This window comes from Salinimicrobium sp. CAU 1759, assembly GCF_054482715.1.
Genome location: NZ_JBTLRK010000001.1, coordinates 2,134,734 through 2,152,372, shown reverse-complemented (window position 1 = coordinate 2,152,372; position 17,639 = coordinate 2,134,734). Strand labels below are relative to the sequence as shown.

Annotated in this window: 13 protein-coding genes; 4 read left to right on the top strand and 9 right to left on the bottom strand. The window is 41.9% G+C overall.

All coding sequences use genetic code 11. The features are described 5' to 3' along the window. Positions 1-10: 10 nt before the first annotated feature. Both aroC and ACXYMT_RS09655 read right to left on the bottom strand, forming a co-directional pair. A complete protein-coding gene (gene aroC, locus ACXYMT_RS09660; RefSeq protein WP_459058867.1) occupies positions 11-1,075 on the bottom strand; it encodes a chorismate synthase in 1,065 nt (354 codons plus the stop codon). A 50-nt stretch (positions 1,076-1,125) separates the two neighbouring features. After that, positions 1,126-4,035: an FAD-binding and (Fe-S)-binding domain-containing protein gene (locus ACXYMT_RS09655; protein WP_459058866.1), complete on the bottom strand. Its 2,910-nt coding sequence runs from the start codon at positions 4,033-4,035 to the stop codon at positions 1,126-1,128. Positions 4,036-4,169: 134 nt separating this feature from the next. Here ACXYMT_RS09655 and ACXYMT_RS09650 point away from each other — a divergent pair, with 134 nt between their 5' ends. Next, the gene (locus ACXYMT_RS09650) at positions 4,170-4,658 is read left to right on the top strand and encodes a hypothetical protein (protein WP_459058865.1); all 489 of its coding nucleotides are present in this window, start codon (positions 4,170-4,172) and stop codon (positions 4,656-4,658) included. Between the two features lie 79 nt (positions 4,659-4,737). On the opposite strand, the gene bshA is transcribed toward ACXYMT_RS09650, so the two are convergent. Genes bshA through ACXYMT_RS09635 form a run of 3 tightly spaced genes read right to left on the bottom strand, consistent with a single transcriptional unit; the run spans position 4,738 to position 9,305 of the window. Further along, positions 4,738-5,889, bottom strand: coding sequence for an N-acetyl-alpha-D-glucosaminyl L-malate synthase BshA (gene bshA / locus ACXYMT_RS09645; protein WP_459058864.1), 1,152 nt, complete (start codon positions 5,887-5,889; stop codon positions 4,738-4,740). 3 nt (positions 5,890-5,892) lie between these two features. Continuing rightward, positions 5,893-8,820, bottom strand: a complete 2,928-nt coding sequence (locus tag ACXYMT_RS09640; RefSeq protein WP_459058863.1) for a glycoside hydrolase family 3 N-terminal domain-containing protein — start codon at positions 8,818-8,820, stop codon at positions 5,893-5,895. Beyond that, positions 8,820-9,305: an ABC transporter ATPase gene (locus tag ACXYMT_RS09635; RefSeq protein ID WP_459058862.1), complete on the bottom strand. Its 486-nt coding sequence runs from the start codon at positions 9,303-9,305 to the stop codon at positions 8,820-8,822. Before ACXYMT_RS09635 ends, ACXYMT_RS09640 begins: the two co-directional genes overlap by 1 nt. Before the next feature lie 293 nt (positions 9,306-9,598). Between ACXYMT_RS09635 and ACXYMT_RS09630 the strand changes: the two genes are divergently transcribed. Continuing rightward, the gene (locus tag ACXYMT_RS09630) at positions 9,599-10,018 is read left to right on the top strand and encodes a hypothetical protein (RefSeq protein WP_459058861.1); all 420 of its coding nucleotides are present in this window, start codon (positions 9,599-9,601) and stop codon (positions 10,016-10,018) included. Between the two features lie 57 nt (positions 10,019-10,075). On the opposite strand, the gene ACXYMT_RS09625 is transcribed toward ACXYMT_RS09630, so the two are convergent. Genes ACXYMT_RS09625 through ACXYMT_RS09610 form a run of 4 tightly spaced genes read right to left on the bottom strand, consistent with a single transcriptional unit; the run spans position 10,076 to position 14,392 of the window. Then, a complete protein-coding gene (locus ACXYMT_RS09625; protein WP_324719161.1) occupies positions 10,076-10,867 on the bottom strand; it encodes a (Fe-S)-binding protein in 792 nt (263 codons plus the stop codon). Positions 10,868-10,907: 40 nt separating this feature from the next. Next, positions 10,908-12,257 (bottom strand): 4Fe-4S dicluster domain-containing protein, encoded by a 1,350-nt coding sequence (locus ACXYMT_RS09620; RefSeq protein ID WP_459058860.1) that lies wholly within the window; start codon positions 12,255-12,257, stop codon positions 10,908-10,910. A gap of 10 nt (positions 12,258-12,267) precedes the next feature. Further along, positions 12,268-13,218, bottom strand: a complete 951-nt coding sequence (locus ACXYMT_RS09615; RefSeq protein WP_459058859.1) for an MlaD family protein — start codon at positions 13,216-13,218, stop codon at positions 12,268-12,270. Between the two features lie 55 nt (positions 13,219-13,273). After that, positions 13,274-14,392 carry an N-acetylmuramoyl-L-alanine amidase family protein gene (locus tag ACXYMT_RS09610; protein ID WP_459058858.1) on the bottom strand — a complete coding sequence of 373 codons (1,119 nt, stop codon included), beginning with the start codon at positions 14,390-14,392 and terminating at the stop codon, positions 13,274-13,276. Positions 14,393-14,517: 125 nt separating this feature from the next. On the opposite strand from ACXYMT_RS09610, the gene ACXYMT_RS09605 reads away from it, so the two are divergent. Together ACXYMT_RS09605 and ACXYMT_RS09600 are read left to right on the top strand one after the other, a co-directional pair. Beyond that, positions 14,518-17,217 (top strand): putative LPS assembly protein LptD, encoded by a 2,700-nt coding sequence (locus tag ACXYMT_RS09605; protein ID WP_459058857.1) that lies wholly within the window; start codon positions 14,518-14,520, stop codon positions 17,215-17,217. 19 nt (positions 17,218-17,236) lie between these two features. Then, positions 17,237-17,617 carry a Rid family detoxifying hydrolase gene (locus tag ACXYMT_RS09600; RefSeq protein WP_459058856.1) on the top strand — a complete coding sequence of 127 codons (381 nt, stop codon included), beginning with the start codon at positions 17,237-17,239 and terminating at the stop codon, positions 17,615-17,617. Positions 17,618-17,639: the final 22 nt, after the last annotated feature.

The window sequence follows — 17,639 nt, the reverse complement described above, 5'->3', positions numbered from 1 at the left end:
GTCTCTGTTATTATAATTTTGATGTTCTGTCTAGTAAATAATAATCGGCTAAAACCAGAGCGGCCATAGCTTCCACAATAGGAATTGCACGTGGCACCACACAAGGATCATGTCTCCCCTTGCCCTGCATTTCCACCTCCTGCCCTTGAGCATTGATGGTATTCTGCTTTTGCATAAGCGTGGCGACAGGTTTAAAGGCTACCCGAAAGGTTATGTCCATTCCGTTAGAAATTCCACCTTGAATTCCACCACTAAAGTTTGTCCTGGTCTTTCCATCTGTCTCAAAAAGGTCATTATGTTCACTACCTTTCATTGCTGCACCCGCAAATCCACTTCCATATTCGAAGCCTTTTACTGCGTTGATAGAAAGCATTGCAGATCCCAATGCAGCGTGAAGTTTGTCAAAGACCGGTTCTCCAAGACCAACGGGAACGTTAGAGATCACACATTCCACTACTCCCCCCACAGTATCTCCCTGTGAACGTATTTCCTTAATGAATGCCTCCATTTTTTCTGCAGTCTCAGGATCGGGACATCGCACCGGATTCTTTTCAATTTCTGAAAGATCCAGCTCCTCAAATTTCTTTTTAAGCTGAATATTTCCAACTGAAGCAGTATAAGCTGTGATCTTAATTTCAGAAAGTAATTGCTTAGCTATGGCTCCCGCAGCTACTCTGCATGCCGTTTCTCTTGCCGATGACCTTCCTCCTCCCCTGTAATCCCGGTTGCCGTATTTCTGGTCATAGGTATAGTCGGCGTGGGAAGGACGGTAAACATCCTTAATGTGAGAATAATCCTTTGACTTTTGGTTTGCATTTTCAATGATGAAGCCAATTGGCGTACCTGTTGTTTTCCCTTCAAAAATGCCCGAAAGGAACTTCACTGTGTCTGGTTCTTTGCGCTGGGTCACAATAGCAGATTGTCCCGGTTTGCGCCGTTCCATTTCCTGCTGAATTTGCTCAAGGTCTAAGGCTAGTCCTGCAGGGCAACCATCAATAACTCCTCCTATAGCTTCGCCATGAGATTCGCCAAATGTGGTAAGTCTAAAAAGTTTTCCGAAGGAATTTCCGGCCATTGAAGGTGATTTTGAGCAAATGTAATTTTTTAAGATAACATTAAAAAATGTTATTTAAGCGCTCCTGCCATTATAACTGCAGGGTGCAGGGCCTTTTTTCCTGTTCCATCGTAGATCTGGTGGCGACAGCTGGTTCCGGGAGCTGCGATCACGGTCTCTTGGGAAGCTTTCCTCACTGCAGGAAAAAGTGTTTGTTCTCCTATCTGCATGCTTACCTCGTAATGCTCCTTTTCATAGCCAAACGAACCAGCCATTCCGCAGCAACCGGAAGGAATCACAGTAACCTCAAAATTCTGCGGAAGGTTGAGCATGATAAATGTGCTTTCCACTCCCGAAAGAGCCTTCTGGTGGCAATGACCGTGAAGCTTAATTCTTTTCTTTTCTGAAGTAAAGGAGTCGGCAGTGATGTTTCCGGCAAGCACTTCTTTCTTGAAAAATTCTTCCAGTAAAAAGGCATTTTTGGAGACCTTCTCTGCAGCAGCTTTATCGTCAGCCAATCTCAGATATTCATCTCTGAAGCTCAGGATAGCTGAAGGTTCCAGCCCCAGCAACGGACTATCTTCAGAAATAAGATCTTTAAAAATGGAAATATTCTTATTAGCTACTTCTTTTGCTTCCTTTAAAAAGCCTTTGGAAATGAAACCGCGGCCACTTTCGGGATGTTCTACGAGCTTGACCTCAAAATTAAGACCCCACAGGAGTTTTAAGGTCGCTATTCCTACTTCGGCATCCAAATAATTAGTGAACTCATCATTGAAGAGGTAAACTGTTTTGATCGGGCTGTCAATTCTCTGTTGGTTCTTTTTGAAATAGGTTGATAAGGTTGTTTTAGAAAGTTGCGGCAGGCTACGCTGCGGCGCAATTCCCATAGTTCTTTTGATCAAACCTGAAGTTAGAGAGTTGGAAAACATAAGGTTCGAAAAAGGGGAAATTTTTGATGCTTTTTTATTCATCCCGGCGTTAAAAGCAAAAGCTTTTGAACGGAGAGAACTTCCGTTTGCCAGATTATACTGGTACTGGAATTCTGCCTTATACGCAGCCATATCCACGTTGGAAGGACATTCACTTTTACAACCTTTACAGCTAATGCACAAATCGAGAACCTCCTTGAGTTCTTCATGATCAAACCTGTTTGGTTTGTTGGAATGAGTCAGAAATTCTCTTAATGCATTCGCCCGGGCGCGGGTGGTGTCTTTTTCATTTCGGGTTGCCCGATAGCTGGGGCACATAGTCCCACCTGCTTCCGCCGGTTTCCGGCAGTCTCCACTACCATTACAATTCTCGGCCCCTCTAAGAATTCCCAGGGAATCTGAAAAATCCATTAGGGTGTTTATCTCCGGTTCTTTTCGACCGGGCTCATAACGCAAACTCTCATCCATTGGCGGTGCATCGATGATCTTTCCGGGATTGAAAATATTCTTAGGATCGAAGATGTTTTTTACCCTTTTTAGAAGGTCATAATTCTCTTCCCCAATCATGAACCTGATGAACTCGGCTCTTACCCTTCCATCACCATGCTCACCGCTCATGGAGCCACCGTACTTCTTTACCAGTGCAGCGACGTCCTCAGTGATCTTTCTAAAAAGGGTAACATCAGCCTCATTTTTTAAATTTAGAATTGGTCGAAGATGCAGTTCGCCGGCACCTGCATGCGCATAATAAACAGCATCCTGGCCGTAATTCTTCATGAGCTCAGAAAATTCTGAGATATAGGCGGCAAGGTCTTCTACTGCTACGGCTGTATCTTCAATACATGCCACAGCTTTGCGATCACCTACAATATTACCTAATAATCCAAGTCCGGCCTTGCGCAAATCTAAAGCAAGTTCTATAGTGTCATTTTTTAAGACCGGAAGTGCATAAGACAGTCCGGAATCTGTGAGAGTTTTCAAGAGTTCTGCCGTGCGATCGGCCAGTTCTTCTTCAGAAGAAGATCTTATCTCCAGCATTAAGATCGCTGCCGGATCTCCTTCAATAAAGAATCGATTCTCCCTGTATTTAAGGCTGTTCTTTGTGCAATCCAGGATCACCTTATCCATCATCTCACAAGTAAAAAGAGAATGCTGCATCGACGGCACTACCGCCTGCAAACACTTCTCAACCGAATCGAAATGAGCCGCCATCATTACGGCATTTTCAGCGGGTAATTCGTCCAGCTGTAAGGTGATCTCAGTAGTGAATGCAAGTGTTCCTTCACTACCACAAAGAAGTTTACAGATATTGATCTTTTCTTCATTACCACCTAGAACTTCAGCTTTTATAAGCTCATCAACAGCATAACCGGTATTGCGTCTGTGAATTTCAGGTTTTGGAAAGCCTCTTTCGATCTCTTGCCGGACAGCTGCAGGCTGCAGCTCCTCATAAAGCTTCCGGTAGATCTCCCCTTCAATAGATTCAAGCTGCATTTTTTGGCGAAATTCTTCCGAAGTAACTTCAGAAAAGACAGCTTCAGAACCATCATTCAGCAGCACTTTCATCTCCACTACCTTATCCCGCGTAACGCCATATTTTATTGAGGTGGTACCGCTGGAATTATTGCCTACCATCCCGCCTATCATACAACGATTTGACGTCGAAGTATTAGGGCCAAAGAATAAGCCATGAGGCTTAAGATGGCGATTGAGATCATCCCTAATTACGCCGGGTTGCAGCTTTACCCTGTTTTTAGTTTTATCAAGGTCAATGATCCCGGTGAAATATTTGGAGACATCTACAACAATTCCCTCTCCCACGCACTGTCCTGCAAGAGAAGTTCCTGCAGTTCGTGGTATAAGAGAAGTTTTATTTTGGGCAACAAATAAGATAAGGGATTTGATATCCTCCACTGTTTTGGGATAAGCAACTGCAAGCGGCAGCGTGCGATAAACAGAGGCATCTGTTGCAAAGATCCGGCGCCACAGGTCATCATAGAATAATTCTCCGGTTAAGTTTTCTGCCAGGGCTTTTAATTGCTGCGTCATAATTGTATAATAATGAATGTTTTAAGGCTTAAGCGGGCAGATTTGAATTAAAATTAACATTTTATTAGCGAAAGCCACGGGTTCTTACACTTACAGAACCTCTAATTTTACAGCAACAAATAAAAAGAAAAGATATGAAAAAATTAATCTTATTAGCCTTTTGTGTTTTTGGTCTAACCTTGAGTTCACAAGCTCAATCCATTGCAGACAATGCCCTGGGTCTACGTCTTGGTGGAAGCGATGGGGTAGGAACAGAGATCTCCTATCAAAGAGGCCTTTCCGATAATAACCGTCTGGAATTGGATCTGGGCTGGCGGAACGGAAAGTATTACGACGCATTTAAACTTTCAGGTCTTTACCATTGGGTTTGGAACATTGACGGAGGTTTTAACTGGTATGCAGGTTTTGGTGCAGGAGTAGGTTCTGTGGATGGAAATGACGACCGTTGGGATGATGATGATAACGGAATTTTCGTTAACGCTGCCGGAAACGTTGGAATCGAATATAATTTTGACTTCCCGCTATTGCTGTCTCTGGATTTTCGCCCGGAATTTGGAGTGGTCAACTATTACGGAGATGACCTGGATTTTGATCTTGCACTCGGTATACGTTACCAGTTTTAGAACTAACCAGTAGAAACTTAAAGAGGATGCACAATAGCATCCTCTTTTTTTTTAAATTTTTTACTAAGGTGTCAAAAATCTAATTTTTGGCAGCCTTTATTTTTTGAACTGATTCAAGCGCATTCTGGTAAAGATCCTCATATAAAGGAACTACAGAATAAATATCAAAAATAAAGGACTGTTTACGGGCGTTTTCTTTAAACTGTTTCAGCGTATTGTCGTTTTCCAGAATAGTTAGTGCATTTGCCGCCATTTCTTCAACCTCTCCAACATCACTCAAAAAGCCTGAAAAGCCGTCTTTATTGACTTCTGGAAGCCCTCCTGTATTAGTAGAGATCACAGGAACACCATTCACCATTGCCTCCAGTGCGGCAAGCCCAAAACTCTCTTTTTCTGAAGGTAAAAGGAACAGATCTGAATAGCTCAGCACTTTATCAATTTCATGTGATTCGCCTAAAAACAAAACTTTTTCTTCGAGTCCGAGATCGTGGACCAGTTCCTCGGCCATTTCTCTTTCGGGCCCCTGCCCTACCATAATGAGCTTTGATTTCAGCTTCTTTTGAATCCCATGGAAGATCATGATCACATCTCTTACCCGCTTTACCTTTCGCAAATTACTCACATGGGTAATAATCCTCTCATCATTTGCAGCCAACATTGTTCTCTGGCAGTTACTTACAGATTGGGTATATTTAGTAGTATCTATAAAATTAGGGACCACATTGATCTCACGTTTCACATCAAAGAGCCGCAAGGTATCGGCCTTTAAGCTCTGAGAAACCGAAGTCACCACATCGCTATTGTTGATGCTGAAGGTCACTGCAGGTTTGTAAAAAGGATGATTTCCAACGAGGGTTATATCGGTACCGTGAAGGGTGGTTACCATTGGCAGGTAAATTCCCTCTTCTTCCAGCATTTTTTTTGCCATATAACCTGCATACGCATGAGGAATGGCATAGTGCACATGAAGTACTTCTATCTTATGAAGCTTCACCATATCCACCAGTTTACTGCTCAAAGCGAGCTCATATGGCTGGTAGTGAAAAAGTGGATATTCGGGAACGTTTACCTCATGAAAATGTATGTTGTGGGAAAGCTGTTCCAGCCTTACCGGCTGTTTATAGGTAATAAAGTGTATCTCGTGACCTCTCTTGGAGAGAGCCATCCCCAATTCTGTAGCAACCACACCACTTCCACCAAAGGTGGGATAACAAACAATGGCAATTTTCATGTATTAGCGATCTATAGCTTCGTAAATAAGTTCCTGAATATCTGACCGGATACTCTCCCTCGTAAGTTCATTGTTCGCTGCCGATGGATGTATACGGTTTGCTAAAAATACGTAAACTATTTCTTCATCGGGGTCTGCCCAGGTAAAAGTTCCTGTAAATCCACTGTGTCCAAAACTGGTCATTGAAACACAGCCACAGGTAGGGCCCACATTTGAAAGCTGTGGTTTATCAAAGCCCACTCCCCTTCTCACGTCATTTTCGCAATAGTAACAGGTATTGAATTTATCTACTGTCTTTTGGTCCAGGTATCGTTTCCCACCATATTCCCCGCCGTTCAAATACATTTGCATGATCTTAGCCACATCATTGGCATTAGAAAAAAGCCCTGCCTGGCCACCAATTCCCCCCAGGAGTGCTGCTCCTTCATCGTGGACGTAACCATGCAGTAATTGTCCTCTCCAGTATTTGTCATTCTCGGTTGGAACGATCCTCTCTTTCGGAAGCTTCTTAAGAGGTAAATAAGTTGTACTATGAGCTCCTAAAGATTTATAAAAATGATCCTGGGCGAGATACTCCAGGGATGTGCCGTAAATATCCTCCAGGTAAAACTTGAGCAGGTAATATGGGAGGTCGCTGTATTTATAAGTCTTTCTCTTTTCGAGTTCGCTGTCCCTAATTACCTTGAGGATAGTATCCCTAATATCATTTCTGGCATAGAAGTTTTCGGCAATTTGTACGTTATAACCTCTATCTTCCCGGGAACGAATATATTTCACATCTGGTCCTTTCTTTTCGGGGTCTATCGTCATCCGGTGAAAAGGGATCCAGCTTTTAAGTCGGGCGTAATGAGATAACATGTCCAGCACGGTAAGATTTTCCTTATTGCTTCCGCGGAAGTAAGGCAACATTTCTCCCAGAGTAGTGTCCAAATCCAGCTCATCTTTGTCGACCAATTCCATTAAAAGCGGAAGGGTGCCCAATATTTTCGTTAGGGAAGCGAGATCATAAACATCTGAAGCCTGCACAGGTCTTTCCCTGGCATAGGTGTGATAGCCGGCATTCCTTTCATAGATCACTTTTCCGTTTCTCGCGATCAACACCTGAAGGCCCGGTGTCATTTTCTCATTAATAGCTTTATCAATAAGTTTATCTATTCTCTGCAATTTGTAGGAATTCATTTCTACCTGTTCGGGAAGACCGTAGGATAATCTATCGAGATTTCTGGTCCTAAAGCCGGTACCAACGGGAAAATCATTTCCTGCACTTACCGGTAACTTACCTTTAGCTTCTAAAGCTCCAAAGATCACCTGAGCAGCTTTTTGTTGGGCCAGTTCGGTATTTTGATAAGCAATTTGAATAGCTTCAAAATTTCCGGTGCTTTCAAGGTCAAGTAAGGTGTACGGACTGGTAAAAACGTTGAGTATAACTCTGTTCTTTCTTGCGATCTCGTACAGCCAGGTTTGCTGTCTCTCATTCAACCTGAAACCACTCCAGGGAGATGCAGAGGATTGATGGTAACCAATGATCACCTGGTTATAGGAATCGAGCTTGTCAAGCAGTTCATTCAGGTTTTCTGCAGAAATTGAATCCACCTGAGCATATTTATTAAGCTGGTCAAAAAAGGCATTTCCAGAATCCTCTCCAAAATGCACATAGGCGATCTTGTTAGTTTCAAGATCCCTTAAAGGAATTGCAGACCGGTCGTTCTTGATCACCGTCATTGCATTTTCATATAGCTTATGGGCAAGGACGTCATTTTGCAGGCTGTTGAGATCTTCAATAAGATAAGCCGGTTCTACAGGTTGGAAATTATCAAGACCAACTTTATACTTTGCATACAATATCTTTCTTACCGAATGCTTCAGGCGTTCTTCTGTAATTAAACCTTTATTATAGGCCTGTATGATCATTTCCGAAGCAATAGGTACATTTTGCGAGTACAGCAAAATATCGTTCCCGGCAAGGAAGGCGGCCAATTCTATTTCTCCGGGTTCATCAAAATCAGAAACGCCCTTCATGTTAAGAGCATCTGTAATGATCAGGCCGTTAAATTCCATTTCCTCTTTCAGGATCCCGGTGACAATTTTGTGAGAAAGTGTAGAGGGAAAATCCTGACGATCTTCCAGGCTCGGAACATTTAAATGCGCTACCATAACACTGCTAAGATCTTCCTCAATGAGTTTACGGTATGGGTACAATTCTTCCCGAAAGATCCTGTCCCGGGAAAAGTCGACGGTAGGAAGAGTTTTATGAGAATCCCTCTCTGTATCCCCGTGTCCCGGAAAGTGTTTAGCACTGCTCAGCACCCCTTCCCGTTGCATTCCTTTCATAAATGCAGTTGCCTTGCGAGTGACGTTGTCTTTATTCTCTCCAAAGGAACGGTTTCCAATAATCGGGTTTTTTGGATTGGTATTAATATCCACCACCGGAGCAAAATTAATATGCACTCCCAGCCTCTTTGACTGGCGGGCAATATTTGCACCTACCTCTGTAACTAATTTTTCATCCTGAATGGCACCGAGAGTCATGTTCCAGGGAAAAGCATAGGTAGAATCCAGACGCATCGCCAAACCCCATTCGGCATCCATACCTACAAGTAGTGGGATTTTTGCCAGCTCCTGTAGCTCATTATTTAATTTGGCTTGTCTTTTTGGTCCACCTTTGGAGAAAATGATCCCACCAACATATTCCTGCCTCACCAGTTCCTTTACCCTATCGATCTTCTCTAAAGGGTCGGAGGAAACTATATCGATCATAAATAGCTGCCCAACCTTTTCTTTAAGAGACAGCGAATTGTATATACTGTCAACCCAACGCCGTTGTTCCTGAACATCTTCAGCAATTAAAGGGCTGTTTTGGGAATAAGAAAATTGGGAAATAGAAAATAAGGCCAGTAAAAGGCCTGAAAATATCTTGTTGTTAATTGTCATTAATTTAGGAAACGCTTATGCCAGCTTTCAGATGCAGGTACCTCCCAATCTGAAAGATATTCGGCTTTATTGTTCACGAGATTATTAAACACTATGGTTTTTGGGGAAACGGCTTTGTCTTTGGCCATTTTCCTGAAGTCGGTTAAGGTTTTATACGCCACAAATTCTCCCTGTTTGTAAGAGACATTCATCTTGTCAAGGAGATCAACATTGTAATCTTTTTCAAGTTGCTGGATAAACCTAACAGATTCATCAATAGAACATCCTGTGGCTGCATTGATCTTTTGGTCCAGTGCAAGAATTATAAACCGCTTATAGCGCATTTCAAAGGACGCTTTAAGATTTGCGCCGTGCGCCGTCCATTTTTCAATGAACACTTGAAGTTTTTCTTTAATTTCCTTCTGCTCTTCCTCTGTAAAAGAGCGATTTGACTGATAGATCCAAACACGGGAACTTTCAGGTAAAGTTTCAAATGGGACAAACATTTTTCGGGATAAATTTAGTGCTACAAAAATAAAAGAAATGAAGCCGGGAAACCAATTTCAGAAGGTTAAAGTTGTTCGAGTTTTACATTTCAAACCTCAGCCTCACAATTATGAAAATTGAAAAAGATAAGCTGATATAAATCATAATTCTTAGAAAGATCCTCACTTAAATTTGTCCTATGGAACACGAAAAAACAGAGCTTATAAAATTCGCAAAGGATCTGGGCTATCATTCTCTAAGTAGAAATCTTTACGATCTCAGGGACTAGCTGCGGAAAGAAAAGGAAATCCATGTGGAGGTAGGAAGCATTTGGGATGATTTCACCAATACTGTTGAATTCTATTGTTTTACTATAACTGCACCTATTTGTATCTATTTCTTTGAACCTGTATACGTTTCGGGAGGAAAATCCCATAGAGAAATGCTTTTTGACGGGCTTCTTAAGGCACTTAAGATTCTCCGAAACTATGATAAGCAGAAAGATATCAAAGTGTCAAATGATCAGGTGGTTATTGCATATTTAAAAGGCTATGGCGATAAAAATAGAGCTGCAGCTCCGTCCGAATACACCACTAATCTCGAAAGGTATGCTTATTTGCTAGGCAGGCAGGGAGATTATATTGAAGAAGGCTTTACGGAAGATGATATTATCATTCTGGCACGAAATATTGAACCGGAAGAAGAAAACCTAAGGCTGGAAAACAATTCTTAAAAACAAAGGGGCTGAAAAATGTCATTTTCCAGCCCCTTCAGTTTTAATCTTTCTTGACTACAGGTCTTCTGCAGTAGCGATCATTTCTGCAATATCCATTACTGCTATATTATCCTCCCGATTTTTAGCCTTGACCCCGTCGGTCATCATAGTGTTACAGAATGGACATCCGGCTGCGATAACTTCCGGTTTAACATCAATTGCCTGTTCAGTACGGGCCACGTTGACATCTTCCTTCCCCGGTTCCGGCTCTTTGAACATCTGCGCACCACCGGCACCACAGCACATAGCATCTTTTTTACACCTTTTCATTTCTACCAGCTCCACTTCCAGCTTTCTCAGCAAATCACGCGGCGCTTCATAGATCCCATTCCCACGCCCCAGGTAACAGGGGTCGTGAAAAGTTATTCTTTTACCTTTGAATTTTCCGCCTTCTACTGTCAGTCTACCCTCTTCAAGCAAAGACTTCAAAAAGGTGGTATGGTGCATTACTTCATAGTTACCACCTAATCCCGGGTATTCATTTTTGATGATATTGAAGCAGTGTGGGCATGTGGTAACTATCTTCTTTATTTCATAGCCATTTAGAACTTCAATATTTCCGGCAGCCTGCATTTGGTAAAGAAATTCATTTCCGGCTCTTTTTGCAGGATCTCCCGTACAGCTCTCTTCGGTTCCTAAAACAGCAAAATCAACATTTGCTTTATTCAGAAGCCTCACAAAAGCTTTAGTTATCTTTTTAGCTCTATCATCAAAACTTCCGGAACAACCTACCCAAAAGAGAACTTCGGGTTGTTTTCCTTCTGCCATATATTCTGCCATTGTAGGCACTTTTAAACTTTCTGCCATTATTATCTATGTTGCAGCCTCAAAAAGGCCAATTTTGATATTAATTTTCGTTTGCCCAATTCAAGCGGTCCATTTGATTGTAAGGCCAGGGCGCACCATTATTTTCGATATTACCCATTGCATTATTCAAATCGGCTGGACCGGCACTTTGCTCCATCATGAGGTACCTTCTCATTTCTACAATAATCGACATAGGATCAATTCCAACAGGACAGGCTTCGACGCACATTTGGCAGGTAGTACAGGCCCAGATCTCTTCTCTTAGAATATAATCATCCAGGAGCTGCTTGCCATCATCCACAAATTTTCCATTCTTGTTGATGTTCTCCCCTACATCTTCCAGCCTGTCGCGGGTATCCATCATGATCTTTCTGGGAGACAGTAATTTTCCTGTATTATTTGCAGGACATTGATCTGTACACCGTCCGCACTCGGTACAGGTATATGCATTAAGCAACTGGACACGGTTTAGGTCAAAGACATCTGAAGCGCCAAACTTTTCGGGTTCTCCTTCGTCATCGCCTTGAGGCTCTGCCGACGCAGCAAAAGGATCGGCATCGGGATCCATCATTAACTGCACTTCTTTTGTCACCGCATCAATGTTGTCAAACTCTGCTTTAGGTTTGATCTTCGAATAGTAAACATTCGGAAAAGCAAGAAGAATATGCAGGTGCTTTGAATAGTATAGATAATTAAGGAAAAACAGAATTCCAAGGATATGCAACCACCAGGCAGTTCTTTCAATAATGATTAGGGTAGGATTGGAAAATCCATCTAATAACGGAAGTAAAAAGCTACTCACAGGGAAAGCCCCGGCTATTTCACCACTTGCCATTGCATAATGAGGTGCAAGATTAAGCTGTAATTGATAATCGGCCGCATTCATGACAAGGAAAAGCGACATAAGGACCATCTCAAAATAAAGAATGTAATTGGCGTCATTCTTCGGCCATTTCGTAAGTTCTCTGGCTCTAAACCTGTAGATGTAAATGATATTACGTCTTATCCAGAAGATGATTACTCCAACAAGAACCAGCAGGGCAAGAATTTCAAATGCGGCAATAAGAAAGCTGTAGGGAGCACCAGCAAAGGCAAAGATCCTGTGGGTTCCAAAGATACCATCTATAATGATCTCTAGCACCTCAATATTAATAATAATGAAACCCAGATAAACTATGATGTGAACAATCCCGGAAACCGGTCTGCGCACCATCTTATACTGGCCCAGAGCGATCTTGGCCATTTTTCCCCAGCGCTTGCCGGGACTATCACTACGGTCGGCTTCCCGGCCCAGTTTAATATTCCGGATCATTCGCCGGATATTACGAATAAAAATACCTATCCCCACTGCCAAAGCGAGGATAAAGGCGATTTGTGCAAGAATTTGCATGACTGGTTGGTTATTTTAATGAATCTCTCGGGGGCGAATATGGTCCCGGGTTTTTTCCAAAGATAGAAAAATGTACGTAACGTTTTGGATTCAGTTTCACGTCCTGAATCAAAGCGTCTAACTGATTCGTTGCCCTCTCAAGATTATTGTATACAGATGGATCATTGATGAGTTTCCCTGCAGTTCCTTCTCCCGAGTTTAATTTGCTGGTAACAGTTTCAAAATTAGAAACTGCCTTTTCGAGTTCTTCTGTCACCTTTCTGAGTTCAAAATTTGCCAGGGTATCAGAAAAATTGTTAAGGTTAGTGGACATCTCGTCCAGATTGGTGAAAGTTCGGTTTAACTTAGTACTGTTCTCACTTAAGATTCCTTCAACCGAATTTGCCGAGTTACTTAGCGATGCAACTGTGGAATTTAAATTGGCAATACTATTCTTAAGATTCTCCCTGGTTTGAGCATTCATTACATCATTGAAGGAGTTGATCAAAGAATCTGTACTCACGATCACTTTTTCAATTTTCTCCTGCAACGGGGTCAATCTTTCATTTACCAATTCCAAAAGCCCCTCTTCTATTGCACTTTGCAGAGTGTCACCCGATTTAGCCATATTTCCCTGTTCATATTTTGGGATAATAGCGATGGACTTCCCTCCTATAAGGCCTCCACCATAAATTTGTGCTATACTATTTTTTGAAAAAGGAAATTCATTATCAACTGTGAAAGAGACCACCAGTTTACCGGAATTATCCAAAAATCCGATCTTATTGACGTTTCCAACCTTGAGACCATTTATAGTAACAGCAGAAGAAGGTGAAAGTCCTTCAACATCATTATAGACTGCATAAAAGGTTCTACTGGAATCAAACCAGTTCTTACCTTTTAAGAAACTATAACCAAAAATAAAAAGAAGAATGGCAACAATAGCCAGAAGAGCGGTTTTTACCTCTTTAGTATATTTCACAAAGACTGTCCTATTTGATGAAGGACAAATATAAAATTTATAAAGTAAAGAAGGTCTATTTCATTTTTGTTTTTAACGCGTCATTAACGCTGATCTTCTCATTTCCGCGGAATGCTACAATAAAACTATCGCGATATCCCTTACGTTTTGCCTCTTCATGAAGATCCTGTATCTGCCCGTAACTGGAAGTGGCCCCATAGTAGTATTTGAATAGCTTACCTTCCTTATTTCTGGAAACCTGAGTTAGACCTTTAAAGTTTCTGGCGCTGGGATCCAGTTTCTTCCCTGTGGCTGCCAACTGTACTCTAAAAGTGATCCCGTCATACACATCAAAAGCTGGTTGAGGTGATTCTTCAACTAGTTCCACAGCAGGATTAGCTTCGATGTTTTGAAGGATCTCAAGATTCATGGAGTTCTTATATTCCTTGACTGCCTTCACGATAGACTCGGCAATTGCAGATTGCCCTGCAGCACTATTGAGATAAGCTCCTTCAGATTTATTACTAAGAAATCCTGCCTCGACCAGAACACTTGGCATATAGGTTTCTCTCAAAACAAGGAAACCTGCCTGCTTTACTCCCCTGTTCACTCTTTTATTGATATTGGTGAAGTTCTTCTGAATGAGATCTGCCAAAAGAATGCTTTGATCAAGATACTCTTCCTGCATTAAGGTAAGACCTATGTAAGATTCAGGAGAGTTCGGATTAAAACCGTCATAGGTCATTTCATAATCTTCCTCCAGAAAGATTACCTGGTTCTCTCTCATGGCCACCTCAAGGTTGTCCTGGTTTCGGTGAAGCCCCAGCACAAAAGTCTCTGTTCCCTGGGCCTGGGATTTATGACCATTCATATGAATAGAAACAAAAAGATCGGCTTCTGCCTTATTGGCAATTTGTGCCCTTCCCGCAAGGGTAACAAAAACATCACTTTTGCGGGTATAGATCACTTTTACATCCGGAAGTTTCTCAAGTTCAGCCCCCACTTTTAGTGCAATGTTGAGGGAAATATTTTTCTCAGAATAACCATTCCAGGAGTTCCCGGGATCCTGTCCTCCATGACCCGCGTCAATTACAACTACAAACTTATCACGAATAGGATCTCCCGCAGCAGAAGCAGTTGCCAAAGAAATTGTAAGACTGAAAGATATAAAAAGGGCAAAAAATTTCGTTTTCATATGGAAATAACGGTTCATTGGGGCGGTTATTATTTTTCCTCAAGTCAAAAGGTACCTTAAAAAATATATGTAATTTTGAAACTTCAAAAAACAGGCCACACTGTACAAAAATACTATAACTAGCATTGCGAACAAAGATACTTTACATACTTTCCTGCTGTATTTTTTTGCTTTCTTTAGCCTCAAAATCAACAGCTCAGGAAATAAGAACAAATGAAGGTATCCGCATCCCTGCAGAACGGGAACCTGTTCAACCAATACGCGATTCCTTACGAATTGAAGCTCCTGTTCCTGTTATCTCTTTATCTCCTACTCCCCGGGATACAGTGCGGCCCAAAAACGAGCCATTAACCGACAGGGTGGTTTACACCGCCCAGGATTACATGCGCCTTAGCCCTCGTGAGAACAGGTTGTATCTCTATGACAATGCTGAAATTACCTACGGGGATATTAATATTACTGCCGGAAAAATTATCCTGGATAACGAAAGGAATGAAGTCTACGCCTACGGAATAGTGGATTCAGCAGGAGTTTATACTCAAAAACCGGTATTTACGCAGGCTCAAAGCATTGTTCGTCCCGATTCCATCAGATTTAATTTTGATACAGAAAGAGCTTTGGTCTTTAATTCCCGAACCGATCAGGGAGAGTTCAAGGTGCTGGGCGAGATCACTAAAAGGGAGAATGATTCGGTATATTACATGAAAAATGTACGGTTTACCACCTCTCCCAATGAAGAAAATCCTGATTATTACTTCTATGCCCGGCGAATAAAATTCGTTCCCGATAAGAAGATAGTTTCCGGCCTGGTCAACATGTATATAGCCGATGTTCCTACACCACTGGGATTGCCTTTTGGGTATTTTCCAATGACAGATGAACAAACTTCAGGATTCATTATTCCTTCTTTTGGTGATGATAACAACAGAGGTTTCTATCTACAAAACGGAGGGTACTATTTTGCTATTAGTGACTATATGGACCTCACGGTTTTAGGTGATTACTATACTAACGGAAGTTATGGGTTGAGAATGGAATCTTCTTATGCTCTCCGCTACAGATTTAGAGGAAATCTTAGTTTTAGATATGAGAAGCTTATCAACAGCGAGCCCGGTTTCCCCGATTTTTCTGAATCTACCATCTATAACCTGCGCTGGAATCATTCGCAGGATTCAAAAGCAAATCCAACTTCAAGATTTTCAGCAGCAGTGAACCTCGGTAGTAGTGATTATTACCAGGCTTCTACAAACCAGATGAACACAGGAAACCGGTTGACCAACACTCTAAGTTCCTCCGTTTCCTATTCAAAGACTTTTAATATTCAGCCTCAAATAAACCTGAGTATTGCGGCTACACATAGTCAAAACACTAATACAGAGCAAATCAATATGACCCTTCCTACCGTGCAGGCGAGCATGGCCAGGGTATATCCTTTTGAGCCTAAGGTAGGTGCCAAAAAAGGCATTATTGAGAACATAAATTTTCAGTATAATTTTAGGGGAGAGAATAGATTCCAAACAACCGATTCCCTCTTCTTTAAACCGGAGATGTTCAAAAATGCCATTTTAGGGGCCCAACATAGCATCCCGCTAAACACCAACTTCAAGCTTTTCAATTATCTTAGTGTAAGCGCCGGAACTAATTATACAGAATCATGGGTTTTCAAAACATTCGAGCGTTCCTATGATGAGGAGGCCCGTCTGGAAGTTATAGATACCGTGAGTGGATTTGATTCCTTTCGCACCTACAACTTCAATACAAGTATTGGGACCACGATCTACGGAACCAAAAATTTTAGCGGAAATGGAAAATATCAGGCTATTCGACATGTTTTAAGACCGTCCGTCAGCTACAACATTAATCCGGGATTTGGGTATTACTATGATAATTACATTATTCCCGAATCCGACGGCAGAGAAGAACGTGTAGTGGAATATTCCCGATTCCAGGGAACCTTATATGGTCCTCCCGGGAAGGTATTTTCCAGCTCTATTGGCCTCTCTTTAAGCAATACTTTTGAGGCAAAGGTCAAAGACTCAGTAGATGCCGAACCTCGTAAGGTCACACTACTAAACAACTTCAACGTTAGCACCTCCTACAATCTTGCAGGAGATTCGCTTCGCCTGTCCCCTATCAGTGTCCGCGGAAATATTCCTATTATTCAGAATAAACTGGACATAAATTTTGGAACCAACCTGGACATCTACGCCCTCAACAATGAGAACCGGCGAATCGATAAACTCAACATCGAGAACGGCGGAAGTCTCTTTAGGCTTACAAATGCCAACATGAGCTTTGGATATTCCTTCTCCAGCGATCAGTTTTCTGGAGGAAAGGAAAATGTGAACCGGTTGGAAAATCAGACCTTCAGAAATGGAGGACGCCCCGATGACCTCTTTGGAAAGGACATGGATATTGACGGAACTTTCTATGATGAAAAAGAAACGAATCCTGCTGAAGAAGAAGAAAGTGAAAACAGCTGGTATAACTTTGACATCCCCTGGGATCTTCGCCTGGCCTACACCCTAAACTATGCCAACAATGCACGGCAAAGTCAGGTAACATCGCATTCATTGATGTTTTCGGGGGATGTAGAACTTTCTCCAAAGTGGACTGTTGGTGCATCCTCGGGTTATGATTTTGTAAATACAGGTTTTACTCATACTCAGCTTCGTTTCGCAAGAGACCTGGAAAGCTGGCGAATGACCTTTAGCTGGACTCCATTTGGGGTATACAAACAGTGGAATTTCTTTATTGGTATCAAATCTTCCTTATTGAGAGATATCAAATATGAAAAGAGAAGAGAAAGAGACAGAAGACTTTAATCTAAAAAATACATCAGCTATGAAAAAGATCATCCAGACAAAAGATGCTCCGGCACCAATTGGAGCTTACAATCAGGCGGTTTTAAGCGGAAATACACTTTACATTTCGGGTCAGATCGCGATCAATCCGGTAAATGGAGAGCTGCAACAGGAAACCATTGAGGAAGAAACCGAGCAGGTGATGCGCAACCTGAAAGCTATTCTCCACGCTGCTGAAATGAGCTTTGAAAACGTAGTAAAGAGCTCGATCTTTATAAGTGATATGAATAATTTCTCCAGGATCAACACGGTTTATTCCAAATATTTTAAAGAAGATACAGCACCGGCACGTGAGACTGTGGAAGTGGCGAACTTGCCGAAGTTTGTGAACGTAGAGATCAGCATGATCGCTGTAAAATAAAAAATAAGAGGTTCCAAAAATG

Coding starts and splice junctions, on each gene's coding strand:
- aroC (WP_459058867.1), bottom strand. CDS start 1,075: ATGGCCGGAAATTCCTTCGGAAAACTTTTTAGACTTACCACATTTGGC.
- ACXYMT_RS09655 (WP_459058866.1), bottom strand. CDS start 4,035: ATGACGCAGCAATTAAAAGCCCTGGCAGAAAACTTAACCGGAGAATTA.
- ACXYMT_RS09650 (WP_459058865.1), top strand. CDS start 4,170: ATGAAAAAATTAATCTTATTAGCCTTTTGTGTTTTTGGTCTAACCTTG.
- bshA (WP_459058864.1), bottom strand. CDS start 5,889: ATGAAAATTGCCATTGTTTGTTATCCCACCTTTGGTGGAAGTGGTGTG.
- ACXYMT_RS09640 (WP_459058863.1), bottom strand. CDS start 8,820: ATGACAATTAACAACAAGATATTTTCAGGCCTTTTACTGGCCTTATTT.
- ACXYMT_RS09635 (WP_459058862.1), bottom strand. CDS start 9,305: ATGTTTGTCCCATTTGAAACTTTACCTGAAAGTTCCCGTGTTTGGATC.
- ACXYMT_RS09625 (WP_324719161.1), bottom strand. CDS start 10,867: ATGGCAGAAAGTTTAAAAGTGCCTACAATGGCAGAATATATGGCAGAA.
- ACXYMT_RS09620 (WP_459058860.1), bottom strand. CDS start 12,257: ATGCAAATTCTTGCACAAATCGCCTTTATCCTCGCTTTGGCAGTGGGG.
- ACXYMT_RS09610 (WP_459058858.1), bottom strand. CDS start 14,392: ATGAAAACGAAATTTTTTGCCCTTTTTATATCTTTCAGTCTTACAATT.
- ACXYMT_RS09600 (WP_459058856.1), top strand. CDS start 17,237: ATGAAAAAGATCATCCAGACAAAAGATGCTCCGGCACCAATTGGAGCT.